We start from the raw sequence: 22778 nt of genomic DNA, 5'->3' as shown, positions 1-22778 counted from the left end.
CCATGGCTGACAACACTCCCGCCGGCAGCACGACCGACGGCGCCATCCAGGTGGGCGGGCCCCAGCAGCCCATCGACGCCCGGGTCAGCGCCCCCGCCTCGTACGACGTCGCGGACTTCCCCGTGCCGCACGGCCGCGAGGAGGAGTGGCGCTTCACCCCGCTGGCGCGCCTGCGCGGGCTGCACGACGGCACCGCGGTGGCGAACGGTGGCGGCGTCAAGGTCGAGGTGAGCGCCCCCGAGGGCGTGACCGTGGAGACGGTCGGGCGGGACGATGCCCGTCTGGGCCGTGCGGGCAAGCCGGTCGACCGGGTGGCCGCCCAGGCGTACAGCTCCTTCGAGAAGGCCTCCGTCGTCTCGGTCCCCAAGGACACGGTGCTCACCGAGCCCGTCCGCATCTCCGTGCACGGTGAGGGCGGTGTGGCCTTCGGCCACCAGGTGATCGAGCTCGGCGCCTTCGCCGAGGCGATGGTGGTCCTCGACCACACCGGCGACGCCACCCTCGCCGCCAACGTCGAGTACCTGATCGGCGACGGCGCCAAGCTCACCGTCGTCTCCATCCAGGACTGGGACGCGACCGCGGTGCACGCCGCCCAGCACACCGCGCTGGTCGGCCGGGACGCCTCGTTCAAGTCCGTGATCGTCACCTTCGGCGGCGACCTGGTCCGCCTCCACCCCCGGGTCGTCTACGGTGCCCCCGGCGGCGAGGCCGAGCTCTACGGCCTGTACTTCACCGACAAGGGCCAGCACCAGGAGCACCGCCTCTTCGTCGACCACGACACCCCGCACTGCCGCTCCAACGTGGCGTACAAGGGCGCGCTGCAGGGCGAGGGCGCCCACGCGGTGTGGATCGGCGACGTCCTCATCCGCGCCGCCGCCGAGGGCACGGACACCTACGAGCTCAACCGCAACCTCGTCCTGTCCGACGGCGCCCGCGTCGACTCGGTGCCCAACCTGGAGATCGAGACCGGCGAGATCGTCGGCGCCGGCCACGCCTCGGCGACCGGCCGCTTCGACGACGAGCAGCTGTTCTACCTGATGGCCCGCGGCATCCCGGCCGACGAGGCGCGCCGCCTGGTCGTCCGTGGCTTCTTCGCCGAGCTCGTCCAGCAGATCGGCATCCCCGACCTGGAAGAACGCCTCATCGCCAAGATCGAGGCCGAGCTGGAAGCGTCCGTGGCATGAGCGAGGCAACGTTCGTACGCGCCTGCGGCCTGAGCGAGCTGGAGGAGGACACCCCGAAGCGGGTGGAACTCGACGGCACGCCGGTCTCGGTCGTCCGTACCGAGGGCGAGGTGTTCGCCATCAACGACATCTGCTCCCACGCGAACGTCTCGCTCTCCGAGGGCGAGGTGGAGGACTGCGCCATCGAGTGCTGGCTGCACGGCTCCAGCTTCGACCTGCGCACCGGCAAGCCCTCGGGCCTGCCCGCCACGCGTCCCGTCCCCGTATACCCCGTCAAGATCGAAGGGGACGACGTGCTCGTCTCCCTCACCCAGGAGTCCTGAGTTCCCCATGGCAACGCTTGAGATCCACGACCTGCACGTTTCCGTCGAGGCCGAGAACGGCCCGCGGGAGATCCTGCGCGGCGTCGACCTGACCGTGAAGCAGGGCGAGACCCACGCCATCATGGGCCCCAACGGCTCCGGCAAGTCCACCCTCGCCTACTCCCTGGCCGGTCACCCGAAGTACACGATCACCGGTGGCACCGTCACCCTCGACGGCGAGGACGTCCTCGAGATGTCCGTCGACGAGCGCGCCCGCGCCGGTGTCTTCCTCGCCATGCAGTACCCGGTCGAGGTCCCCGGTGTCTCGGTCTCCAACTTCCTGCGCACCTCCGCCACCGCCATCCGCGGCGAGGCCCCCAAGCTGCGCACCTGGGTGAAGGAGGTCAAGGGGGCCATGGAGCGCCTCAACATGGACCCCGCCTTCGCCGAGCGCAACGTCAACGAGGGCTTCTCCGGCGGTGAGAAGAAGCGCCACGAGATCCTCCAGCTCGAGCTCCTCAAGCCGAAGATCGCCATCCTCGACGAGACCGACTCCGGCCTCGACGTCGACGCGCTGCGCCAGGTCTCCGAGGGCGTCAACCGCGTCCGCGAGACCGGCGAGGTCGGCACCCTGCTGATCACGCACTACACGCGCATCCTGCGCTACATCAAGCCCGACTTCGTCCACGTCTTCTCGGCCGGCCGCATCGTGGAGTCCGGCGGCGCCGAGCTCGCCGACAAGCTGGAGAACGAGGGCTACGAGGCCTACCAGACGAAGGGTGGCGTAACCGCGTGACGATACTGCCGGGGCTCCTCGACACCGAGGCGATCCGTAAGGACTTCCCCATCCTGGACCGCACGGTCCACGACGGCAAGAAGATCGTGTACCTGGACTCCGCGGCGACCTCGCAGAAGCCGCGCCAGGTCCTCGACGCGCTCAACGAGTACTACGAGCGCCACAACGCCAACGTCCACCGCGGTGTGTACACGATCGCCGAGGAGGCGACCGCGCTGTACGAGGGCGCCCGTGACAAGGTCGCGGCCTTCATCAACGCGCCCTCCCGCGACGAGGTGATCTTCACGAAGAACGCCTCGGAGTCGCTCAACCTCGTGGCCAACATGCTGGGCTGGGCGGACGAGCCCTACCGCGTGGACCACGACACCGAGATCGTCATCACCGAGATGGAGCACCACTCCAACATCGTGCCGTGGCAGCTGCTCTCGCAGCGCACCGGCGCGAAGCTGAAGTGGTTCGGCCTCACCGACGACGGCCGCCTCGACCTGTCCAACATCGACGAGATCATCACCGAGAAGACCAAGGTCGTCTCCTTCGTGCTGGTCTCCAACATCATGGGCACCGTCAACCCCGTCGAGGCGATCGTGCGCCGTGCCCAGGAGGTCGGCGCGCTCGTCGTCGTCGACGCCTCCCAGGCCGCCCCGCACATGCCCCTGGACGTCCAGGCCCTCCAGGCCGACTTCGTGGCCTTCACCGGCCACAAGATGTGCGCGCCCACCGGCATCGGCGTCCTGTGGGGCCGCCAGGAACTCCTCGAGGACCTGCCGCCCTTCCTCGGCGGCGGCGAGATGATCGAGACCGTCTCGATGCACTCCTCCACCTATGCCCCCGCACCGCACAAGTTCGAGGCCGGCACGCCCCCGATCGCCCAGGCCGTCGGCCTCGGCGCCGCGGTGGACTACCTCACCTCGATCGGCATGGAGAACATCGCCCGCCACGAGCACGCGATCACCGAGTACGCGGTGCGCAGGCTCCAGGAGGTCCCCGACCTGCGGATCATCGGCCCCACCACGGCCGAGGACCGCGGGGCGACGATCTCCTTCACCCTCGGCGACATCCACCCCCACGATGTCGGCCAGGTGCTGGACGAGCAGGGCATCGCGGTCCGTGTGGGACACCACTGCGCGCGGCCTGTCTGCCTGCGGTACGGAATTCCCGCGACCACGCGAGCGTCGTTCTATCTGTACTCCACCCCCGGCGAGGTCGACGCGCTGGTCGAGGGCCTGGAGCACGTACGGAACTTCTTCGGCTGACACGGACGAGGCTGCTGACTGTGAAGCTTGATTCGATGTACCAGGACGTCATCCTGGACCACTACAAGCACCCGCACGGGCGGGGCTTGCGGACCGGCGACGCCGAGGTGCACCACGTCAATCCGACGTGCGGCGACGAGATCACGCTGCGGGTGCGGCTCTCCGGCGAGACCATTGAAGATGTCTCGTACGAGGGCCAGGGCTGCTCCATCAGCCAGGCCAGCGCCTCCGTGCTCAACGAGCTGCTGGTCGGCAAGGAGCTCGCCGAGGCCCGCCGGATCCAGGAGACCTTCCTGGAGCTGATGCAGTCCAAGGGCAAGATCGAGCCGGACGACGCGATGGAGGAGGTGCTGGAGGACGCGGTCGCGTTCGCCGGTGTCTCCAAGTACCCGGCACGCGTGAAGTGCGCGCTGCTGAGCTGGATGGCGTGGAAGGACGCGACGGCGCAGGCGCTGTCCGAAGGGAAGACCGCATGAGTGAGAACGTGGACGTGACGACGAAGCCGGCCTCCGAGGAGGAGGTGCGCGAGGCGCTGTACGACGTCGTCGACCCCGAGCTGGGCATCGACGTCGTCAACCTCGGCCTCATCTACGGCATTCATGTCGACGACGCCAACATCGCCACCCTCGACATGACGCTGACGTCGGCGGCCTGCCCGCTGACCGATGTGATCGAGGACCAGGCGAAGTCGGCCACCGAGGGCATCGTCAACGAGCTCCGGATCAACTGGGTCTGGATGCCGCCGTGGGGCCCGGACAAGATCACGGACGAGGGCCGCGAGCAGCTCCGGGCGCTCGGTTTCAACGTCTGAGACCGCCGTTCCCGTGCAGCCCGCTTCCTGACCCGGTCAGGGAGCGGGCTGCTGCTGTGTGGCGCAGTGGATGCCGCCGCCGCCCTCGGCCAGGGTGTTGATCTCCACGGCACGGATGTCGCGGCCGGGGTGGAGGTCGCGCAGGATCGCCGCGGCGCGGTCGTCGGCGCGGCGGTCGCCGAAGCGGGGCAGGAGCACGGCTCCGCCGGTCACGTAGTAGTTGGCGTAGCAGGCGAGGAAGTCCTCGCCCCGGTCGCCGAGCCCGGCCGGGTCGGCCTCGGGGAGGTCGACGATCTCCAGGGACCGGCCGCGGGCGTCGGTGGCGTTCTCCAGGGCCGTACGGGCCTGGTCGTGCACCCGGCTCCACAGGTCGGGCGCCGCCCCGGCGGGCGGGGCGCTGAGGACCACGGTGCCGGGTCCGGCGAAGCGGGCCAGGGCGTCGACGTGGCAGTCGGTGATGTCCTCGCCGCGCACGCCCTCCAGCCAGATCACCGCGGTGACGCCCAGCAGCTCCTTGAGGGTGCTCTCGATGTCGTCGCGGGAGCGGCCGGGGTTGCGGTTGTCGTTGACCAGCGAGCTCTCGGTGACCAGCAGGGTGCCCTCGCCGTCGGTCTCCAGGGAGCCGCCCTCGGCGACGAGGGGCGCGTCGATCCGGGGCACGCCGAAGGCCTCCAGCAGGCGCCGGGCGACCAGGCCGTCGCGGGGGTGGTCCTGCTTGCCGCCCCAGCCGTTGAAGTGGAAGTCGACACCGGCGGGCCCGCCGTCCGCCCCGATGACGAAGGTCGGGCCGGAGTCCCGCAGCCACAGGTCGTCCACGGGCACGCGGGCGATCTCCACCGCGCCGCCGCACGCCTTGCGCGCGCCCTTCTCGTCCCCGGGGCCCGCGAGCAGCACCACGGGCTCGTACTCCGCGATCACCCGGGCGATGGCGGCCACGTCCTGCCGCACGGCCGCGGTGTACCGGCCCCAGACGGAGCCGGCCGGTGGCCAGCCCATGAAGGTGCGGGTGTGCGGCAGCGACTCGGACGGCAGGTGGTTCATCCCGTCATCCTGCCAGCGGGCGGCTCCGACGGCATCACGCCATCGGGTCACGCCATCCAGAAGAAGACCGCCGTCATGCGCTTGTCCTCCAGGGTGCTGCCCCAGTAGCCGGTGGCGCTGTGCAGCATGTTGGCGGTGTAGAGGAGCAGCCGGTTGTACCGGTGCGGGATGCGGACGTCCTCGGTGAAGGAGTCCGGCGGGACGAACCGGGTGCCCAGGGCGTCGACCATGTTGTTGTGCGGCGCCGTCACCATGTTGCCGCCGAGCCTGCCGCCGGGCAGCTGCTGCCGGTAGAAGCTGGTCCCGCAGTCCTTGGGCACGTGGGGGTTGAGGTAGAGCACCGCGGCGTACCGGCACAGCGAGCGCGAGTCGGTGTGCGGGCGGGGCTCGGACTCGCCCTCGCCGACGACCTGGACGCAGTTGTGGTTCAGCGTCCCGCCGCCGGGCGCGGTCTCCCGCCAGACGCGCCGCGCGCCGGTCGCCTTGCGCACCAGCCGCTCCACGCGCTCCAGCTCGTCCGGCTCCAGCCCCGGCATGGTGCGCAGCCCGGGCCAGCTCTCGGGCTTGTGCGGATACCCCTCGACCCAGTCGTCCTTGGCGAGGCAGCGCTCCCGCACGGCGTCCACGCCGGGCAGCACGTCGTCCAGCACCCAGTAGTCCCGGCCGGGGGTGGGTTTGCGATAGGGAAGGACCGGCAGGGCCGGTCTCCGTGTGGGGTCGGGGGACATGCGGCAGACCATACGGTCGACAACTGCCAGCGTTCGCCTGGGATTTGGTCAACAATGACCCAACTCGGCCCGCCGGTGGGTGACGGCGCCGCCACGGCGGGTGCGCACCCCTCGGTGATCGTCGGCGGGGACGGTTCGCATTGAGCGGCTGTGTCCGGTTAGCTTTCGACCATGACCGATGCAGTAGCTTCCCGTACCACCGGCGCCGTCGCCGCCGGCCTCGCCACGATCACCGAGGACGGCACCGTCCTCGACACCTGGTTCCCGGCCCCCGAGCTGGTCACCGAGCCCGGCCCGGCCGGGACCGAGCGGCTGACCGCCGAGCGTGCCGCGGAGCTGCTGGGCGAGGGCGCCCTCAAGGCGCTCGGCCCCGACCCGCGCCGCGGCGTCGAGGTCGTCGCCGTCCGTACGGTCATCGCCTCGCTGGACGCCAAGCCGCTCGACGCGCACGACGCCTACCTCCGTCTGCACCTGCTGTCCCACCGCCTGGTCAAGCCGCACGGCCAGAACCTGGACGGCATCTTCGGCCTGCTCGCGAACGTCGCCTGGACCTCGCTCGGCCCCGTCGCCGTCGACCAGGTCGAGAAGGTCCGCCTGAACGCGCGCGCCGAGGGCCTGCACCTCCAGGTGACCAGCATCGACAAGTTCCCGCGCATGACCGACTACGTCGCCCCCTCCGGCATCCGGATCGCCGACGCCGACCGGGCCCGCCTCGGCGCGCACCTCGCGCCGGGCACCACCGTCATGCACGAGGGCTTCGTCAACTTCAACGCCGGCACGCTCGGCACGTCCATGGTCGAGGGCCGGATCAGCGCGGGCGTCGTCGTCGGCGACGGCACCGACATCGGCGGCGGCGCGTCGATCATGGGCACCCTGTCCGGCGGCGGCAAGCAGATCATCTCCATCGGCGAGCGCTGCCTGCTCGGCGCCGAGGCCGGCATCGGCATCGCGCTGGGCGACGACTGCATCGTCGAGGCCGGTCTGTACGTCACCGCGGGCACGCGCGTGACGCTGCCGGACGGCGAGGTCGTCAAGGCGCTGGACCTCTCCGGCGCCGACAACCTCCTCTTCCGCCGCAACTCCACCTCGGGCCGGGTCGAGGCCCTGCCGCGCTCCGGCTCCTGGGGCGGTCTGAACGAGGCGCTGCACAGCCACAACTGATGTCGCGGGCGGGCGGTGGTGCGGCGGGTCGGTCCGCGGTGCCACCGCCCCGGCCGTCGCGGGTGGATCAGGAGCGGCCGGTCGCACCCCTGTGCGCGGTCAGCAGCTCTCGCACCCGCTCCGCCCCCGCCGCCCGCAGCGGCGCCCGGACCGGCCCTCCCGGGAGCGCCAGGGCGTTCAGCAGTGCCTTCGCCGTGACCGTGCCCGGCAGGCCGCGGGCCATCATCAGCTCGACCAGCGGCAGCACGCGCTGGTGGTGCCGGGTCGCCTCCGCCGTCGCGCCGCGGTCGAACGCGTCCAGGACCGCCGCCACCGCGGGGCCCGCGACGTTGGCGACCGTGCTGACGTAGCCGACGGCGCCGACCGCGCGCAGCGGAAGGTTCAGCTCCTCCACGCCTGAGTAGTAGGCGAGCCCGCTCCCGGCGATCACCTTCGAGCTGCCGAGCAGGTCGTAAGCGCAGTCCTTGACCCCGGCGATCCGCGGGTGCTCCGCGAGCCGCAGCATGGTGTCGGCCTCGATCCGGGTGCCCGTTCGCCCCGGGATGTCGTAGAGCATCACCGGCACCCCGACCGCGTCCGCGACGGTGCGGAAGTGCTCCGCGATGTCCTCCTGCGGCGGCCGGCTGTAGTACGGCGTCACCGCCAGCACCCCGTGAGCCCCGGCCGCCTCCGCCGCCCGCGCCAGGGCGACCGTGTGCCGGGTGTCGGCCGACCCCACGCCCGCCGTGATCCGCGCCCGGTCACCGACCGCCTCGGACACGGCCCGCACCAGCGCGCTCTTCTCCTCGTCCGAGGTCGTCGGGGACTCGCCCGTCGTCCCGTTGAGCACCAGGCCGTCGCAGCCGCCCGACTCGACGAGGTGGGCGGTGAGGCGCTGCGCGCCGTCGAGGTCGAGACAGCCGTCCTCGGTGAAGGGGGTCACCATCGCGCAGACGGTACGGCCGAAGGGGCTGGTGGGCATCGTGTCACTCTCCGGTACTGGTGCTGTCCCCGGGAGTCTGGCCCCTTCGGCCGTACAGGTCTATTTAAATGTTCTCGCCGCAACCCCTAAGAGGCGCTACGGCTTCCAGCGCAGCACCTGCGGGTCGTGGTCGCTCGCCTGGTCCGCGAATTCCGCGTTGATGTGCACGATGTCGTACTCCGTGCGGCTCACATGACGGCTCGTCAGGATGTGGTCCAGGACCTGGGAGTTGCCCTGGAAGACATAGCCGTAGCGCTCCTTGCGGGGCAGCTCGGTGACCTGGTCGGTGAGGGCGCCGCCCGCGGTGAGGGCCCCCAGCGCGGGGGAGAACTGGTAGTCGTTGAGGTCGCCCGCGACGATCACGTTCGCGCGCCTGTCGGCCGCCAGGAGCTGCTTGACGAAGCCGTTGACGAGCTTCGCCTGCTCCGTCCGCTGCACCTCCGACGTGCGGGCCGGCGGCTGGAAGCGGCTGTCGAGACCCTGGTCGCCGCCCTTGGAGTTGAAGTGGTTGGCGACGACGAAGACGCGCTGCCCCTGGAAGGTGAACTGCCCGGCCAGCGGCTTGCGGCTGTTCTTCCAGGCCGCGTCCGTGGGCGCGACCCGGCCGGGGGAGGCGGAGAGCGCCGCCCTGCCGCCCTCGCGCACGGCCTTGACCGCGGTGGTGGAGTCGCCACCGGGAAGGTCGTCGAAGGAGACGCGCGCGGGGTTGAAGAGGAAGGCGGTGCGGATGTTGCCGCCCGGCTGCCCGCCGTCCTGGTCATTGACCGGGTTGATCTGGCGCCACCGGTAGGCCGGTCCGCCCGCCGCCGCGATCGCGTCCGTCAGCTTCTTCAGCGTCTGCCCGGCGTCCACGACCCCGTCGTCCGTCGTGCCGTTGTCGTCCTGGACCTCTTCCAGGGCGACGATGTCGGGCGACGCGAGGTTGGTCACGAGCGCCGACGCCAGGCGGTCGAACTTCGCCTGCGGCGTCCGGGGGGAGAGGTTCTCGACGTTGTACGTGGCGACGGCCAGCTCGTCGCGCTTCTGCTTGCGGGTCGTCTCGCGCTTCAGCCCCTTGTCGGCGAGCGCCCCGAGCTCGGTCGCCTGAAGGGTGTAGCCGCCGAAGTTGTCGTAGTCCAGCGGCCCGGCGGTGGTGCCCGTCAGCACGTCGCCGACGTTCGCGACCGGGAAGGGGCGCTGTGCGTACGGGACGAGCGAAGCCACCTTCACCCGGCCGGAGTTGGGGTCGCGGTAGGAGCCGTAGAGGGTGCCGCCGCGCGCGGTGCGGTCGTGCCGGGGCGCGGCCGTGACCCACAGGTCCTTGTGCGCGCCGGTCGCGCCGACGACGGGCGCGTCCTGGACCGAGACCCGCATGCCCTCCAGCGACTCGAAGCGGTCCAGGGCGTACGTGCCCGGCTTCAGCGGCAGCTTCTCGACGGACCCCCCGCGGGCGTCGGGCGCGTACCGGGCCGGGAGCGTCGAGGGGTTCAGCACGACGGCGGCGGGCAGGGCGTTGCCGGAGGACCGCACGGTCCACGTGGCCTTGGTGAGCTCGGTGACCGACTGGAGGCCCGCGGCCTCGCCGCCGGGGTAGTACTCCGTGACGGTGCCCGAGACGAGCACCGCGTCACCGGCCTTGACGTCCGGCGTGGCCGAGCCGGTGAAGACGAAGATCCCCTCGCTGGTCCGGGGGTCGGCGTCGGGGTGCGGGTCCTGGTACCAGAAGCCGCGCGCCGGCCCGAAGGCGCGTACGGCCGTGACGACGCCCGGCACCCCGGTCACCTGGTGGCCGGCGAGCGGGGATATCCGCGTGGTGCCCTGGATGTCGTGGATGCGGACCTCCGCGGCGCTCGCGGACTGCGGGGCGACGAGCAGTCCGGCGGCGAGCGCGGCGGCGACGACGGAGCCGACGGTCGCGGGTCTGCGCAGGGGGCGGCGAGTGGGCACAGGGGCCTCCGGTGGGGAAGAGGGACAGGAGGGCGGCACGGGTGAAGCGGAAGACGTGCCACCGGGGGCGTCCGGCCGGGCCGGACGGATCTACGCGCGTCAATCTCTTGTGTGGCCAGGGCAGTTGTCAAGGTTCCGCGGGCATACGGCGGCCGACGGTCCGGTGAACCGGGCGGTGCCGGGGAAAACCCGTCTACGCTTGGGCATCGCGCGCCCCACCGACCGCGGCGCGGCCGTCACGACGAGGAGATGACCCCCCTGATGTCCGGAGACCGCCCGACCATGCCGCCGGTGCGGCTCCACTCCGACGCGGAGCTCGCGCGGGACGCGCTGTCCACGCCGTTGTTGACCCGCGCCGCGAAGCTCGCCCGCTGGGCAGGCGAGAAGGGCATCTTCGTCGGCGTCGGCGGCGAGCTGCTCGTCGAGCAGCTGCACACCGCGGCCGGGATCCTGGGCCTCGCGGACGAGGAGGACGGCACCGCGTACGCCGCCGAGGCGTGGCAGCACGCGCTGGACACCGGTCTTGTGGAGTCCGGCCCCCTCGCCGACCAGCCCGAGGGCGCCGACCCCGACGAGCCGGTCGAGGTCGCCACCGTGGGCGAGGAGATGGAGATCCTCACCTCCGGCAGCCCCGCCGAGATCCTCGAACTCTGGCTCGGCGGGATGGAGACCGTCATGGCCGACGCCGCGGCCCCCGACCTCGGCGACATCGTCGATCAGATCTCCGAGGGCGGGGACATCGACCTCGGCTCCCTCGACTGGAACCCCGAGGGGGAGGCCGACTTCCTCGACGGCGTCCTCGGCAACCTCTATCTGCTGACCGCGCTGGACGAGAGCGCCGCCGAGCGGCCCGTACCGCTGCCCGCGCTCGCCGCCTCCATGATCGTCCCCGATGACATGGACGAGCCGACCGACGACATCCTCGAAGAGGTCTCCGACGCGATGATGCGCCTGGACGACCAGTTCCGGATGCTCGCGCCCACCGGGATCGTGGAGTACCGGCCCGTGGACGAGTCCCTCATCGAGGAGGTCGACGGCGAGGGCCGCATCCGCGAGTCCGTCGACGGGCTGGACTCCGACGACCCCGAGGACGAGGACGTCAGCCGCTACGGCCTGGTCACCCTCACCCCGCTCGGCGTCCACGCGGTGCGCACCCGGATGCTCGACGCCGGGATCGACGCCCCGGCCGTCGGCGACCTGGCCGAGGAGAGCGCCGACGTCCTCCTCGCCGCGCTCCCCGGCCACCCCGGCGCGGCCGCCCGCGCCGAGACGGAGCTGTGGCTCGCCCGCCGCGCGCCGCTCGACGCCGCCCGTGAGCTGGTCGCCGCCGCGCGCGGAGCGGACGAGGAGGCCCCGCGCCGCCGGCTGTCCTGCCAGCAGACGCTCTCCCTCGTCGGCCCCGAGGCCGAGCCCGCGCTGCGCGAGGTCCTCGACGACCGCGAACTCGGCGGCCTGGCCCGGGTCTGGCTCGCCGAGCACGGCGTCGCGGACATCCCCGAGCCCGACGAGACGATGGTCTTCTGGCTGACCGTGGACACCATCGCCGCGCAGCTGGCGGCCGACGGCGACTCGGACGAGCTGCGCGACCTGGTCACCGACCTGGTGGGCCGGCACAGCGGCTTCTTCGACTCGGCCTGGCGGGTGGACCACCCCTCGACGGCGGACGTCCTGGAGGCGATGGGCCGTCTGCACCCGGACAAGAAGACGGCCAAGGAAGCGCGCAAGGCGGCCTTCAAGGCCCGCTCCCGGCGCTGACCGGGTTCTTCCTCCCCGGGCGGGTGGGCCACGGCCCACCCGCCCGGGCCGGGAATCATCCGCCCGCCGCGGTGTTGAAGCGAGGGTGACCACCGCACGGATACGCGCGACGAAGTTCTCCGTTCTCGACCGCTCCCGGACCCGGCAGGGGCGTGAGCCGGGGGAGGCACTGCGCGAGAGCGTGCGCTTCGCGGGGGAGGCCGAGGCGCTCGGCTATCACCGCTTCTGGGTGTCGGAGCACCACAGCGTGCCCGGAGTGGCGGGCTCCGCGCCCACCGTGCTGGCCGCGGCCGTCGCCGCCGCGACCTCCGGCATCCGCGTCGGCACCGGCGGGGTGATGCTGCCCAACCACCGCACCCTGGTGGTCGCCGAACAGTTCGGCGTGCTGGAATCCCTCTTCCCCGGCCGGATCGACATGGGCCTGGGCCGCTCCGTGGGCTTCACCGACGGCATCCGCCGGGCGCTCGGCACGGACAAGGACGCCATGGAGGACTTCGGCGCACAGCTCGCCGAACTCACGGCGTACTTCACCGGCGGCCCCCGCGCCCACCCCGAGGTGCACGCCCGCCCGGCGGAGGGCCTGCGGGTGCCGATGTTCGTCCTCGCCAACGAAGCGGGCGCGCGACTCGCGGCCGAAGCCGGTGCGGCCCTGGTCATCGGCGGACTCGGCGGCGAGGGAAAGATGCTCGCCGCCATCGACCGCTACCGGGCGGCCTTTCGCCCGTCCGCCCTGCGCGACCGCCCTTATGTCGTCGTCGCGGGCAACGTCGCCGTCGCGGGGAGCACCGGGTCGGCCCGCCGGCTGCTGATCCCGGAGGCCTGGGCACTGGCCTACTCCCGCACCCACGGCGTCTTCCCGCCGCTGACCCCGGCCGAGGAGATCGAGGCCCTGGCCATGACGGACCGGGAGCGCGGCTTCTACGAGGCCGGGCTGCGCGGCCACATCCACGGCACGGAGGACGAGGTGGCCGCCGCGCTCGACTCGCTGATCGAGCGCAGCGGCGCCGACGAGGTGCTGGTCACCACCGCTTCCCACGACCGGCCGGCGCTCCTCGGCTCCTACCGCCGGCTGGCCCGCCTCGCCGGGCTGCCGGCGGCCGTCTCACAGAGCCAGGGCGGCGGGCTTGACCAGGTCGCGCACCGTCTTTGACTTCACGTACTCGCCGAGGGCCGTCATCTCCCACTCGCCCGAGAACTGCCGGACGAACTTGCACATGAGGACGCCCGTCTTCGGCTCGGCCCCCGTCAGGTCGAAGCGCACCAGCTCCTCACCCGTACGGGCGTCGAGCAGGCGGCAGTACGCCTTGGCGACCTGGGTGAACTTCTGGCCGTTGAAGGAGCTGACCGTGAAGACCAGGCCGGTCACCTCGGGCGGCAGGCCGTCCATGTGGACGGTGATCGACTCGTCGTCGCCCGAGCCCTCGCCGGTGAGGTTGTCACCGGAGTGCTGGATCGCGCCGTTGAGGATCTGGAGCTTGCCGAAGTAGCAGGCGTCGATCATGTTGCGGTCGGGGCCGTAGGCGATCACCGAGGCGTCGAGGTCGATGGCCCGGCTGCCGTACGCCGGCTCCCAGCCCAGACCCATCCGCACGGACTGGGTCAGCGGCCGGCCGCCCTTGACGAGGGAGACCGTCTGGTTCTTCTGGAGACTGACCCGGCCCTTGTCGAGGTTGACCTTGCCGGGCGCGGCCGGGAACACGGGCGGCGCGGCGGGCGCGGCGGGGGCGCCCCACCGACCGGCGGGCGGTGCCTGCGCGGGCACGGGCGGGGCCACCGGCGGAGCCGGCGGCGGGGCGACCGGCTGCGCCGGGGCCGCGGGCTCCTCCACGCTCACGCCGAAGTCCGTGGCGATGCCCGCCAGGCCGTTCGCATAGCCCTGGCCGACCGCGCGCACCTTCCACGCACCGGCGCGCCGGTAGACCTCGACGATCACCAGCGCCGTCTCCGAGCCCAGCCGCGGCGGGGTGAACGTGGCGAGCACGGAACCGTCGTCCGCGCTGCGCACGGTCGCGGTCGGCTCGGTGCCCGCGAAGGTCGCGCCCGCGGCGTCCGGGCTGGCCGTCACCACGATCTTGTCGATCTCGGCCGGCACCGCGCCGGTGTCCACGGTGATCGAGTCGGGCGTCCCGCCGGACGCGGCGCGGTGGGTCACGCCGGGCCCGCCGGGCTGGTTGTAGAAGACGAAGTCGTCGTCGGAGCGCACCTTGCCGTCGGCGGTGAGCAGCAGGCCCGAAACGTCGAGCCGCACCGGTGCGGTGACGTCCACCGTCACGCGGGCGACGGAGAGAGGGATGTTCGAGCCGGGTGTCATAGCGGTCATGTCCCGGGTAACGAGTGGCCGCGCTTTACGGTTCCATTACCGAACGTCGGATTCCCGTACAGCCGCCGGGTGTCGTCGCGCCGCCGTCGGTCAGGGCCTGCGGGTGGGCGGGCTGTCCGTGCAGAAGGCCCCGCCGAGCCAGGCGTCACCGGGCTGCGGACCCTCGCCCTCCGCCGCGAGGAGCGCGGCGGCGTACGGTTCCGAGTCGTCCCGGGGCTCGTAACCGAGCGCGCGGGCACCCGACAGGTCCCACCACAGGCGGGTGTTGGCGGAGCTGCCGTACACGACGGTGTGCCCCACCCCCTCGGCGGTCAGCGCCGCGTGCACCAGCCGGGCGCAGTCGCCGGGGCTCAGCCAGGTGGACAGCATCCGCACGGACCGCGGCGCGCGGAAGCAGGAACCGATGCGCAGGCCGACCGACTCGATCCCGTGCCGGTCCCAGTAGAGGGCGGCGAGGTCCTCCCCGAAGCACTTGGAGAGCCCGTAGAAGGTGTCCGGGCGGTGCGGGACCGTGGCGGGGATCAGCGGCGCGCCCTGGTCCGGGACCGGGGTGAAGCCGACGGCGTGGTTGCTCGACGCGAGGACGACCCGCCGCACGCCCTCCTCCCGCGCGGCCTCGTAAAGGCGGTACGTGCCCTCGATGTTGGTGTGCAGGAGCTCCTCGAACGGCGCCTCGAGCGAGATCCCCGCGAGGTGGACGACCGCGTCGGCGCCCGCCATGGCCGCGCGCAGTGCCCCGCGGTCGTGGAGCTCCGCGGTGACGGCGTCCGGCTCGCCCTCGACGGGCCGGCTGTCGAACAGCCGCAGCCGGTAGCCGTATTCGGGCAGCCGGTCGCGCAGGAAGGTCCCGATGTTGCCTGCGGCGCCGGTGAGCAGGATGCTGCTGCGGGTGGCCATGGGTTCTCCTTCCCCGGCCCCGCCCCTCCCCGAAACCGTGGCCGCGCGCCCCGGGCCGGGTGACGGAATATCCGGGCGCCTCTCGTCGCTCCACTCCCCGACGGAAGATCATCGAGCTTCGAGGGAGCGCGCGACATGTCGGAGAAGGCCATCGCCCGGGGGACCGTAGCCAAGGGCTACGAAGCGGTGCGCGAGGAGTTCGAGGCCACGCTCGCGGAGGAGCGCGCGGGGCACTCCGCCCAGCTCGCCGCCTACGTGGACGGCCGCCAGGTGGTCGACCTGTGGGGCGGGCCCGGGATCGAGGCCGACTCGCTCACCGGCGTCTTCTCCTCCACCAAGGGCGCGGCCCACCTCGCCGTGGCGCTGCTCGTCCAGGACGGCACCCTCGACCTGGACCGGGAAGTGAGCCACTACTGGCCCGAGTTCGCCGCCGAGGGCAAGGAACACATCACGCTGCGCGACCTGCTCGCCCACCGCGCCGGCCTGCCCGGTGTCGAGGGCGGCCTCGCCCCTGACGAGCTCGCGGACGACCGCGTGATCGCCGAGCGGCTGGCCGCGCAGCGCCCGCTCTGGCGCCCGGGCAGCGCCTTCGGCTACCACGCCCTGGTCATCGGCGCCCTCACCGGCGAGGTCGTCCGGCGCGTGACCGGGCTGACCATGCAGGAGTTCTACGAGACCCGGATCCGCGCCCCGTACGGCATCGACTTCTACATGGGCCTGCCCGAGGACCAGGAGCACCGGGTGCTGCACACCCAGCCCATGGACCCGACGCCCGAGCAGAAGCAGGCCCTGGCGCAGGGGCACAGCGGACCGGAGAGCCTCCAGGGCATAGCGTTCAACATCAACCACCCCGTGCCGACCGTGCTGGAGGAGCTGCCCAACTCCCGTGCCGTCCGCGCCGCCGGCCCCGCCTCCGTCGGCGGCATGGCCTCCGCCCGCGGCCTCGCCCGCCTGTACGCGGCGGCCATCAGCCACGTCGACGGCAAGGAGCCGCTGCTGACGCCCGGGACCGCCGCCGACTTCGCCCAGATCCACTCCGTGGGATACGACGTGGTCCTGCGTCAGCACATGACCTTCGGCCTGGGCTTCTCCCCGGTCTCGGACGCCTACCCGTTCCTGGGCGGACGGTCCTTCGGACACGGCGGCGCGGCCGGCTCGCACGCCTTCGCCGACCCGGGCCGCGCTCTCGCCTTCGGCTACAACCGCCGCCGCTTCGCCTTCCCCGGCGGCCCGGCCCCGGAGGTCGCCCGCCTCGCCCAGGCGGTGTACGACTGCGCGTCCGCGCGCTGAGCCGCTGCCGCTCCCGGGCGCGCGCCACGCGCCCGGGAGCGCCGTGTCCGGTGGGTCCGGTGCGCGGGCCTTCGCGGGCCGTGTCGCCTGCACCACCGCTGAGGGTGATGTCCTCAGTCGCCGGACGGGCTGGACGTGCCGGCAGGTGATCGTCGATCCGCACCGGATCAAGCCCGTGGGGGCACCTCCGGGGGACCCTCAGCAGGGGCCCGCCGCGGAGGGCGGTACGACGGCCCGCACTCGGCAATGATCCGCCGGACGCGGACTATCGCACCACCTTCCCCCGGAGCACCACCCGTCGAGGGGCGCCCAGCACCCTGACGTCCTCCCGGGGATCGCTCTCGTAGACCACCAGGTCCGCCGGGGCGCCCTCCTCCAGGCCAGGGCGGCCGAGCCACTCCCGCGCGCCCCAGGACGCCGCCGCGAGCGCCGCCGTCGCCGGGATGCCCGCCTTGACCAGCTCGGCGACCTCCTGGGCCACCAGGCCGTGCGCGAGCGAACCGCCCGCGTCCGTGCCGACGTAGACGGGGATGCCCGCGTCGTACGCCGCGCCCACCGTCTCGTAGCGCCGCGCGTGCAGCCGGCGCATGTGGTCCGCCCAGCGCGGGAACTTCGCCTCGCCGCCCTGCGCCAGCCCCGGGAACGTCGCGATGTTGACCAGCGTCGGCACGATCGCCACGCCCCGCTCGGCGAACAGCGGGATCGTCTCCTCGGTCAGCCCGGTGGCGTGCTCGACGCAGTCGATGCCCGCCTCGACCAGCGGCGCGAGGGACTCCTCGGCGAAGCAGTGCGCCGTGACCCGCGCCCCCAGCCGGTGCGCCTCCGCGATCGCGGCCTCCACCGCGCCGCGCGGCCAGCACAGCGACAGGTCGCCCGTCTCCCGGTCGATCCAGTCGCCGACGAGCTTGACCCAGCCGTCCCCGCGCCGCGCCTCGCGCGCCACATAGGCGACCAGGTCCTCGGGCTCGATCTCGTGCGCGTAGTTGCGGATGTAGCGGCGGGTACGGGCGATGTGGCGGCCCGCGCGGATGATCCGCGGCAGGTCCTCGCGGTCATCGACCCACCGGGTGTCCGACGGGGAACCCGCGTCCCGCAGCAGCAGCGCCCCCGCGTCGCGGTCCGTCAACGCCTGCTTCTCGCTGGTCGATTCGTCGACCGGGCCGTGGGCGTCGAGCCCCACGTGGCAGTGGGCGTCCACGAGACCGGGGAGGACCCAGCCCTCGACGGTGGTGACGTCGCGCACCCCCGTCGGGCGGTCGAAGGTGATCCGGCCGTCCACGGCCCACAGTTCGTCGCGGGTCCCGTGGTCGGGGTCCGGACCGGTGAGCACTCGCCCCTTGATGTGCAGCACTTCGCTGTCGCTCATGGGCGCCACTTTATTCGGGGGCGTGTTCGGGTGCGGCGCCGTTGCCGGGGCGCCGCCCCGGACCCCGGTCCGCGGATTCCGGACGGGCTCGTTTCGCATGGCACCGGCTTTTCCGGTTCCGATTCCCTCCAGATATGCGTGAATGCAAATTCCCTGCCTTCGCCTGCCCTCCCTTCCCGACCCTAAACCGGGGAATTCCAATGACTTCCCAACACGCGGCCCCGCCCTGTGACCGACTCCACAAGCCCGCCCATAACGCCCGTCGATACCGGATAAATGAGGGCATTTAGGCGTCCACTTGCGCGCCCGCCCATACCCGCGCGATAACACGGCACCGCCGCGACCGTAAAGGTCGTCCCCCCATGCATTTTTTGATTCGCCTCGGTAAATTCACTCCGCATGACCGCCGCACAAGCAGACCTTGTACGTGCCCGCAGTGAATTCCCGGAAATGCCGGAGGGGCTCACACTCGACAGCCCACGCGTCGAGGACGGGGCCGCGATCTGGCGGATCGCCCGTGACTCGGAGGTGCTGGACCTCAACTCCTCCTACAGCTACCTGCTGTGGTGCCGCGACTTCGCCGCCACCTCCGCCGTGGCCCGCGGTGCCGACGGGGAGCCGGCCGGGTTCGTCACCGGCTACCTCCGTCCCGGCCGGCCCTGCACCCTCGTGGTCTGGCAGGTCGCCGTCGACCACGCGCACCGCGGCCGGGGCCTGGCCGCCGCCCTGCTCGACGGCCTGGTCGCCCGGACCGCCCGGGACCTCGGCGTGCGCGGGGTCGAGACCACCGTCACGCCCGACAACACCGCCTCCAACCGGCTGTTCGCCTCCTTCGCCGAGCGGCACGGCGCGCCCGTGGAGCGCGAGGTGCTCTTCGCCGGCGGCCTGTTCCCCGACGCCGGGCACGCGCCCGAGGTGCTCCACCGCATCGGCCCCCTCGCGGCCTGACCCCCCCCCGCCGAGCCCCGACACCCCCATTCCTGGAGTGTGCTGTGACCATCACCCCGCCCGCACTGAGCGTCTTCGAGACCCTGGAGTCGGAGGTGCGCAGCTACTGCCGCAGCTGGCCCGCCGTCTTCGACCGCGCCCACGGCAGCCGGATGTACGACGAGGACGGCCACACCTACCTCGACTTCTTCGCCGGCGCCGGGGCGCTCAACTACGGGCACAACAACCCCGTGCTCAAACGCGCCCTGCTCGACCATCTGGAACGCGACGGCGTCACCCACGGCCTGGACATGGCGACGACCGCCAAGCGGGTGTTCCTGGAGACCTTCCAGGACGTCGTGCTCCGGCCGCGCGACCTCCCGTACAAGGTGATGTTCCCCGGCCCCACGGGCACCAACGCCGTGGAAGCCGCGCTCAAACTGGCCCGCAAGGCCAAGGGCCGTGAGCCGGTCGTCTCCTTCACCAACGCCTTCCACGGCATGTCGCTCGGCTCGCTCGCCGTCACCGGAAACGCCTTCAAGCGCGCCGGGGCCGGCATTCCGCTGGTGCACGGCACGCCCATGCCGTTCGACAACTACTTCGAGGGGCGCGTCCCGGACTTCCTGTGGTTCGAGCGGCTCCTGGAGGACCAGGGCTCGGGCCTCGACACCCCCGCCGCCGTCATCGTCGAGACCGTGCAGGGCGAGGGCGGCGTCAACGTCGCCCGCCCCGAGTGGCTGCGCGCCCTCGCCGCGCTCTGCGAGCGCCGCGACATGCTGCTGATCGTCGACGACATCCAGATGGGCTGCGGCCGCACCGGCGCCTTCTTCTCCTTCGAGGAGGCGGGCATCACCCCGGACATCGTCACCCTCTCGAAGTCCATCGGCGGCTACGGGATGCCGATGTCGCTCACCCTCTTCAAGCCCGAGCTCGACCTCTGGGAGCCCGGCGAGCACAACGGCACCTTCCGCGGCAACAACCCCTCCTTCGTCACCGCCGCCGCGGCCCTGAACGCCTACTGGACCGACGGCCAGATGGAGAAGCAGACCCTCGCGCGCGGCGAACAGGTCGCGCAGGCCCTCCGGGCGATCGGCGCCGAACACCCCGAGCTGGGCGCGCGGTACCGCGGCCGGGGTCTCGTCTGGGGTCTTGAGTTCCGGGGGTCCGGGGGTCGCTCCCCGGAAGGACGCAGCGCCGACCGGGCGCGGGCCTCCGCCGTCGCCGCGCGGGCCTTCGAACTCGGCCTGCTCATCGAGACCTCCGGCCCCGAGAGCGAGGTCGTCAAGCTGCTCCCGGCCCTGACCATCACCCCCGAGGACCTCGACGAGGGCCTGCGGATCCTCGCCCGCGCGGTCCGCGAGACCGCCTGACCCGACCGGCAACGCACCCCCGACAGAAAGAGGCAGCACCGTGATCGTCCGCTCGTTCAAGGACATCGAGGGCACCGACCGGCACGTCAGGGCCAGGTCCGGCACCTGGGAGAGCAAGCGCATCGTCCTCGCCGAGGAACGCGTCGGCTTCTCCCTGCACGAGACCACGCTCTACGCCGGGACCGAGACCTCCATGTGGTACGCCAACCACATCGAGGCCGTCCTGTGCGTGGAGGGCGAGGCCGAACTCACCAATGACGAGACCGGCGAGAAGCACCGGATCACGCCCGGCACGATGTACCTTCTGGACGGCCACGAGAAGCACACCATGCGGCCGAAGACCGACTTCCGCTGCGTCTGCGTCTTCAACCCGCCGGTCACCGGACGGGAGGACCACGACGAGAACGGCGTCTACCCCCTGCTCACCGAGGAGGGCTGACCGATGACCGCCACGGCCACAGACCTCTACCCCACCCGCGGCGCCCGAGAGGTGTCCGTCCCCCGCCAGGACCCCGTCACCTGGTCCGCCCCCGGCACCCCGGGCCCGATCGGCGCGGCCGAGCTGGAGGGCTACGACCGCGACGGTTTCCTGACGGTGGATCAACTCCTCGGCCCGTACGAGGTGGCCCACTACCGCGCCGAACTCGACCGGCTGATCGCCGACCCGGCCGTACGCGCCGACGAGCGCTCCGTCGTCGAGCCGAAGTCGCGGGACGTACGGTCGGTCTTCGAGGTCCACCGCATCAGCGAGGTCTTCGCCGCGCTCGTGCGCGACCCCCGGGTGGTGGGCCGGGCCCGGCAGATCCTCGGCTCGGACGTCTACGTCCACCAGTCCAGGATCAACGTCAAGCCCGGCTTCGGTGCCTCGGGGTTCTACTGGCACTCCGACTTCGAGACCTGGCACGCCGAGGACGGGCTCCCGCGCATGCGGACCGTGTCGGTCTCCATCGCCCTCACCGAGAACCACGACACCAACGGCGGTCTGATGATCATGCCCGGCTCGCACCGGACGTTCCTCGGCTGCGCCGGTGCGACCCCGCGCGACAACTACAAGCGGTCGCTGCGCACGCAGGACGCGGGCACACCGTCCGACGAGGCCCTGACCGGCCTCGCGGAGCGGCACGGCATCAAGCTGTTCACCGGGCCGGCCGGGTCGGCGACATGGTTCGACTGCAACTGCATGCACGGTTCCGGTGACAACATCACGCCCTTCCCGCGCAGCAACGTCTTCATCGTCTTCAACAGCGTGGAGAACGCGGCGGTGGAACCGTTCGCCGCACCGGTGCGCAGGCCGGAGTTCGTGGGCGCGAGGGATTTCACGCCGGTGGTGTGAGCAGCCGCGCGGCCGGGCGGGCCGGGGAATCCCGCCCGCCCGGCCGCGCGGGACCGGGCTACAGGGCTTCCAGCAACCGGTCCACGTCCGCGACCGTGTTGTAGAGGTGGAACGCCGCCCGGAGATTGCCCGCACGCGCGCTCACGTGCACGCCCGCCGCCGCGAGCCGCGCCGCCGCGTCCCCGAGGCCCGGGACCGCCACGATCGCGGATCCCGCCGCCTCCACCGGTACGTGACCGAGCCCGGCGACCCCCGCGCGGAACCGGTCGGCGAGCGCCACGTCGTACGCGCCGATGCGCTCGACGCCGAGCGCCTCCACCAGGCCGAGGCTCTCGCGGGCGGCCACGTAGGAGAAGACGGGCACGTTCACATCGAAGCGGCGCGCGGACGCGGCGAGCGGCTCGACCCGCCCGTAACAGCTCTCCCACGGTTCCTCGCCCGAGGTCCAGCCCGCGAACACCGGTGTGAGACCGCCGAGATCCTCGGGCACGGTCAGGAAGGCGGTGCCACGGGGGCACATCAGCCACTTGTACCCCACGCAGACCGTGTAGTCATGGGCGGTCGCGTCGACGGGCAGCCAGCCGACGGCCTGGCTGACGTCGATCAGCGTACGGGCGCCGTGGGCGCGGGCGGCGGCGCCGATCTCGTCGAGCGCGGCGATCCGGCCGTCCGCCGACTGGACGGCGCTCACCGCGACCAGGGCCGTGCCCGGCCGCACCTCGTCGGCGACCTTCTCCAGGGGGACGGTGCGCACCCGCAGGTCGTGGCGCACATGGAAGGGGTTGACGAGCGAGCTGAAATCGCCGTCGGCGACGAGGACTTCGGACCCGGACGGCAGGGACTGGGCGATCAGCCCGCAGTAGGCCGCCACCGAACTCCCCGTGGCCACCCGCCCGGCGGGCACGCCGAGCAACCGCCCGTACGCCGCGCGCGCCGCCTCCACCGCCGCCGAGAACACCTCCTCCTGCGGGCGCCCCACGGACGCGGCGGCGACGGACGCGGTCATGACCGCGACCGCGCCCGTGGGGATCAGGCCCCAGGAGGCGGTGTTGAGGTAGACGGTCTCGGGACTGAAGTGATCAGGTGCGAGGCTCTTCATGGTTGTCCACTATGGGTGGGGGTGATCGATCCGTCCACGGCTTGCGGTGGCTTCGCCGGGTGCGGGTCCGTCGCCGCCTGTGGCCGGGGCGCCCCGCGGGCTCGGGGCGGAGCCGTACCGCCCGTCCTCCTCAAGGGCGAGGTCCGCGCGCCTCGTTCTGCCTCGAGGACGAGAAAAGGATCAGCCCTGCGGCGGAGAGGATCCGCCGCTGGGGCCGACGCGCCGGGCGCCCGCCCCCGGGACCCTGGTCGTATGAAC

At 72.3% G+C, this 22778-nt stretch carries 22 protein-coding genes; 14 read left to right on the top strand and 8 right to left on the bottom strand.

Annotated features, from left to right (window positions below; translation table 11 throughout):
• The first annotated feature begins 2 nt into the window (after nucleotides 1–2).
• From sufD to DXZ73_RS12810, 6 genes are read left to right on the top strand one after another with little or no spacing between them, the layout of a single operon-like run.
• Nucleotides 3–1184 (top strand): Fe-S cluster assembly protein SufD, encoded by a 1182-nt coding sequence (gene sufD, locus DXZ73_RS12835; protein WP_116211125.1) that lies wholly within the window; start codon nucleotides 3–5, stop codon nucleotides 1182–1184.
• Nucleotides 1181–1507, top strand: coding sequence for a bifunctional 3-phenylpropionate/cinnamic acid dioxygenase ferredoxin subunit (locus DXZ73_RS12830; RefSeq protein WP_116211124.1), 327 nt, complete (start codon nucleotides 1181–1183; stop codon nucleotides 1505–1507). The genes sufD and DXZ73_RS12830 overlap by 4 nt, the downstream gene beginning before the upstream one ends.
• Nucleotides 1508–1514: 7 nt before the next feature.
• Nucleotides 1515–2282, top strand: a complete 768-nt coding sequence (gene sufC / locus DXZ73_RS12825) for a Fe-S cluster assembly ATPase SufC (RefSeq protein ID WP_116211123.1) — start codon at nucleotides 1515–1517, stop codon at nucleotides 2280–2282.
• On the top strand, nucleotides 2279–3535 hold the full coding sequence (locus DXZ73_RS12820; protein ID WP_116211122.1) for a cysteine desulfurase: 1257 nt from the start codon (nucleotides 2279–2281) through the stop codon (nucleotides 3533–3535). The genes sufC and DXZ73_RS12820 overlap by 4 nt, the downstream gene beginning before the upstream one ends.
• A gap of 20 nt (nucleotides 3536–3555) precedes the next feature.
• The gene (gene sufU, locus DXZ73_RS12815) at nucleotides 3556–4011 is read left to right on the top strand and encodes a Fe-S cluster assembly sulfur transfer protein SufU (RefSeq protein ID WP_116211121.1); all 456 of its coding nucleotides are present in this window, start codon (nucleotides 3556–3558) and stop codon (nucleotides 4009–4011) included.
• Nucleotides 4008–4346 carry a metal-sulfur cluster assembly factor gene (locus DXZ73_RS12810; RefSeq protein WP_116211120.1) on the top strand — a complete coding sequence of 113 codons (339 nt, stop codon included), beginning with the start codon at nucleotides 4008–4010 and terminating at the stop codon, nucleotides 4344–4346. Before sufU ends, DXZ73_RS12810 begins: the two co-directional genes overlap by 4 nt.
• 36 nt (nucleotides 4347–4382) lie before the next feature.
• Here DXZ73_RS12810 and DXZ73_RS12805 read toward each other — a convergent pair whose 3' ends face one another.
• Both DXZ73_RS12805 and DXZ73_RS12800 read right to left on the bottom strand, forming a co-directional pair.
• On the bottom strand, nucleotides 4383–5387 hold the full coding sequence (locus tag DXZ73_RS12805) for an agmatine deiminase family protein (protein WP_116211119.1): 1005 nt from the start codon (nucleotides 5385–5387) through the stop codon (nucleotides 4383–4385).
• A gap of 47 nt (nucleotides 5388–5434) precedes the next feature.
• Nucleotides 5435–6115 carry a DUF6445 family protein gene (locus DXZ73_RS12800; RefSeq protein ID WP_116215587.1) on the bottom strand — a complete coding sequence of 227 codons (681 nt, stop codon included), beginning with the start codon at nucleotides 6113–6115 and terminating at the stop codon, nucleotides 5435–5437.
• A gap of 171 nt (nucleotides 6116–6286) precedes the next feature.
• Here DXZ73_RS12800 and dapD point away from each other — a divergent pair, with 171 nt between their 5' ends.
• Nucleotides 6287–7276 carry a 2,3,4,5-tetrahydropyridine-2,6-dicarboxylate N-succinyltransferase gene (gene dapD / locus DXZ73_RS12795; protein ID WP_116211118.1) on the top strand — a complete coding sequence of 330 codons (990 nt, stop codon included), beginning with the start codon at nucleotides 6287–6289 and terminating at the stop codon, nucleotides 7274–7276.
• A gap of 67 nt (nucleotides 7277–7343) precedes the next feature.
• Here the strand turns inward: dapD and dapA are convergent, their stop codons facing one another.
• Together dapA and DXZ73_RS12785 are read right to left on the bottom strand one after the other, a co-directional pair.
• Complete coding sequence (dapA, locus tag DXZ73_RS12790; RefSeq protein ID WP_116211117.1) at nucleotides 7344–8237, bottom strand: 4-hydroxy-tetrahydrodipicolinate synthase; 894 nt, start codon at nucleotides 8235–8237, stop codon at nucleotides 7344–7346.
• A gap of 96 nt (nucleotides 8238–8333) precedes the next feature.
• A complete protein-coding gene (locus tag DXZ73_RS12785; RefSeq protein WP_116211116.1) occupies nucleotides 8334–10163 on the bottom strand; it encodes an endonuclease/exonuclease/phosphatase family protein in 1830 nt (609 codons plus the stop codon).
• Nucleotides 10164–10424: 261 nt separating this feature from the next.
• On the opposite strand from DXZ73_RS12785, the gene DXZ73_RS12780 reads away from it, so the two are divergent.
• Nucleotides 10425–11918 carry a hypothetical protein gene (locus DXZ73_RS12780; protein WP_116215586.1) on the top strand — a complete coding sequence of 498 codons (1494 nt, stop codon included), beginning with the start codon at nucleotides 10425–10427 and terminating at the stop codon, nucleotides 11916–11918.
• Between the two features lie 85 nt (nucleotides 11919–12003).
• Nucleotides 12004–13068: an MsnO8 family LLM class oxidoreductase gene (locus DXZ73_RS12775; protein ID WP_116211115.1), complete on the top strand. Its 1065-nt coding sequence runs from the start codon at nucleotides 12004–12006 to the stop codon at nucleotides 13066–13068.
• On the opposite strand, the gene DXZ73_RS12770 is transcribed toward DXZ73_RS12775, so the two are convergent.
• Together DXZ73_RS12770 and DXZ73_RS12765 are read right to left on the bottom strand one after the other, a co-directional pair.
• Complete coding sequence (locus DXZ73_RS12770; RefSeq protein WP_116211114.1) at nucleotides 13021–14229, bottom strand: TerD family protein; 1209 nt, start codon at nucleotides 14227–14229, stop codon at nucleotides 13021–13023. The two genes, DXZ73_RS12775 and DXZ73_RS12770, sit on opposite strands and share 48 nt — an antisense overlap.
• A gap of 99 nt (nucleotides 14230–14328) precedes the next feature.
• Complete coding sequence (locus tag DXZ73_RS12765) at nucleotides 14329–15135, bottom strand: NAD-dependent epimerase/dehydratase family protein (protein WP_116211113.1); 807 nt, start codon at nucleotides 15133–15135, stop codon at nucleotides 14329–14331.
• A 135-nt stretch (nucleotides 15136–15270) separates the two neighbouring features.
• On the opposite strand from DXZ73_RS12765, the gene DXZ73_RS12760 reads away from it, so the two are divergent.
• A complete protein-coding gene (locus DXZ73_RS12760) occupies nucleotides 15271–16425 on the top strand; it encodes a serine hydrolase domain-containing protein (RefSeq protein WP_116211112.1) in 1155 nt (384 codons plus the stop codon).
• 265 nt (nucleotides 16426–16690) lie between these two features.
• Here the strand turns inward: DXZ73_RS12760 and DXZ73_RS12755 are convergent, their stop codons facing one another.
• Nucleotides 16691–17791, bottom strand: a complete 1101-nt coding sequence (locus DXZ73_RS12755; RefSeq protein ID WP_205519161.1) for an amidohydrolase family protein — start codon at nucleotides 17789–17791, stop codon at nucleotides 16691–16693.
• A gap of 399 nt (nucleotides 17792–18190) precedes the next feature.
• Here DXZ73_RS12755 and ectA point away from each other — a divergent pair, with 399 nt between their 5' ends.
• Genes ectA through thpD form a run of 4 tightly spaced genes read left to right on the top strand, consistent with a single transcriptional unit; the run spans nucleotide 18191 to nucleotide 21421 of the window.
• Entirely contained in the window at nucleotides 18191–18739 is a 549-nt protein-coding gene (gene ectA / locus DXZ73_RS12750) for a diaminobutyrate acetyltransferase (RefSeq protein WP_116211110.1), read from the top strand.
• A gap of 44 nt (nucleotides 18740–18783) precedes the next feature.
• Nucleotides 18784–20088, top strand: coding sequence for a diaminobutyrate--2-oxoglutarate transaminase (gene ectB / locus DXZ73_RS12745; protein ID WP_116211109.1), 1305 nt, complete (start codon nucleotides 18784–18786; stop codon nucleotides 20086–20088).
• A gap of 40 nt (nucleotides 20089–20128) precedes the next feature.
• On the top strand, nucleotides 20129–20527 hold the full coding sequence (locus DXZ73_RS12740) for an ectoine synthase (protein WP_116211108.1): 399 nt from the start codon (nucleotides 20129–20131) through the stop codon (nucleotides 20525–20527).
• A gap of 3 nt (nucleotides 20528–20530) precedes the next feature.
• On the top strand, nucleotides 20531–21421 hold the full coding sequence (gene thpD, locus DXZ73_RS12735) for an ectoine hydroxylase (protein ID WP_116211107.1): 891 nt from the start codon (nucleotides 20531–20533) through the stop codon (nucleotides 21419–21421).
• Nucleotides 21422–21479: 58 nt separating this feature from the next.
• Here thpD and DXZ73_RS12730 read toward each other — a convergent pair whose 3' ends face one another.
• On the bottom strand, nucleotides 21480–22520 hold the full coding sequence (locus DXZ73_RS12730; protein ID WP_116211106.1) for an aminotransferase class V-fold PLP-dependent enzyme: 1041 nt from the start codon (nucleotides 22518–22520) through the stop codon (nucleotides 21480–21482).
• Between the last annotated feature and the right edge of the window lie 258 nt (nucleotides 22521–22778).

Origin of the sequence: Streptoverticillium olivoreticuli subsp. olivoreticuli, from assembly GCF_003391135.1 — a bacterium.
GTDB lineage: Bacteria > Actinomycetota > Actinomycetes > Streptomycetales > Streptomycetaceae > Streptomyces > Streptomyces blastmyceticus.
Note: the sequence above shows the minus strand (reverse complement) of the source record. Positions and strands in the feature narration are given on the sequence as shown.

Bases quoted from the DNA above. Each gene is read 5' to 3' on its own strand.
- sufD (WP_116211125.1), top strand. From the start codon at position 3: ATGGCTGACAACACTCCCGCCGGCAGCACGACCGACGGCGCCATCCAG.
- DXZ73_RS12830 (WP_116211124.1), top strand. From the start codon at position 1,181: ATGAGCGAGGCAACGTTCGTACGCGCCTGCGGCCTGAGCGAGCTGGAG.
- sufC (WP_116211123.1), top strand. From the start codon at position 1,515: ATGGCAACGCTTGAGATCCACGACCTGCACGTTTCCGTCGAGGCCGAG.
- DXZ73_RS12810 (WP_116211120.1), top strand. From the start codon at position 4,008: ATGAGTGAGAACGTGGACGTGACGACGAAGCCGGCCTCCGAGGAGGAG.
- DXZ73_RS12805 (WP_116211119.1), bottom strand. From the start codon at position 5,387: ATGAACCACCTGCCGTCCGAGTCGCTGCCGCACACCCGCACCTTCATG.
- DXZ73_RS12800 (WP_116215587.1), bottom strand. From the start codon at position 6,115: ATGTCCCCCGACCCCACACGGAGACCGGCCCTGCCGGTCCTTCCCTAT.
- dapD (WP_116211118.1), top strand. From the start codon at position 6,287: ATGACCGATGCAGTAGCTTCCCGTACCACCGGCGCCGTCGCCGCCGGC.
- dapA (WP_116211117.1), bottom strand. From the start codon at position 8,237: ATGCCCACCAGCCCCTTCGGCCGTACCGTCTGCGCGATGGTGACCCCC.
- DXZ73_RS12780 (WP_116215586.1), top strand. From the start codon at position 10,425: ATGTCCGGAGACCGCCCGACCATGCCGCCGGTGCGGCTCCACTCCGAC.
- DXZ73_RS12770 (WP_116211114.1), bottom strand. From the start codon at position 14,229: ATGACACCCGGCTCGAACATCCCTCTCTCCGTCGCCCGCGTGACGGTG.
- DXZ73_RS12765 (WP_116211113.1), bottom strand. From the start codon at position 15,135: ATGGCCACCCGCAGCAGCATCCTGCTCACCGGCGCCGCAGGCAACATC.
- DXZ73_RS12760 (WP_116211112.1), top strand. From the start codon at position 15,271: ATGTCGGAGAAGGCCATCGCCCGGGGGACCGTAGCCAAGGGCTACGAA.
- DXZ73_RS12755 (WP_205519161.1), bottom strand. From the start codon at position 17,791: ATGAGCGACAGCGAAGTGCTGCACATCAAGGGGCGAGTGCTCACCGGT.
- ectA (WP_116211110.1), top strand. From the start codon at position 18,191: ATGACCGCCGCACAAGCAGACCTTGTACGTGCCCGCAGTGAATTCCCG.
- thpD (WP_116211107.1), top strand. From the start codon at position 20,531: ATGACCGCCACGGCCACAGACCTCTACCCCACCCGCGGCGCCCGAGAG.
- DXZ73_RS12730 (WP_116211106.1), bottom strand. From the start codon at position 22,520: ATGAAGAGCCTCGCACCTGATCACTTCAGTCCCGAGACCGTCTACCTC.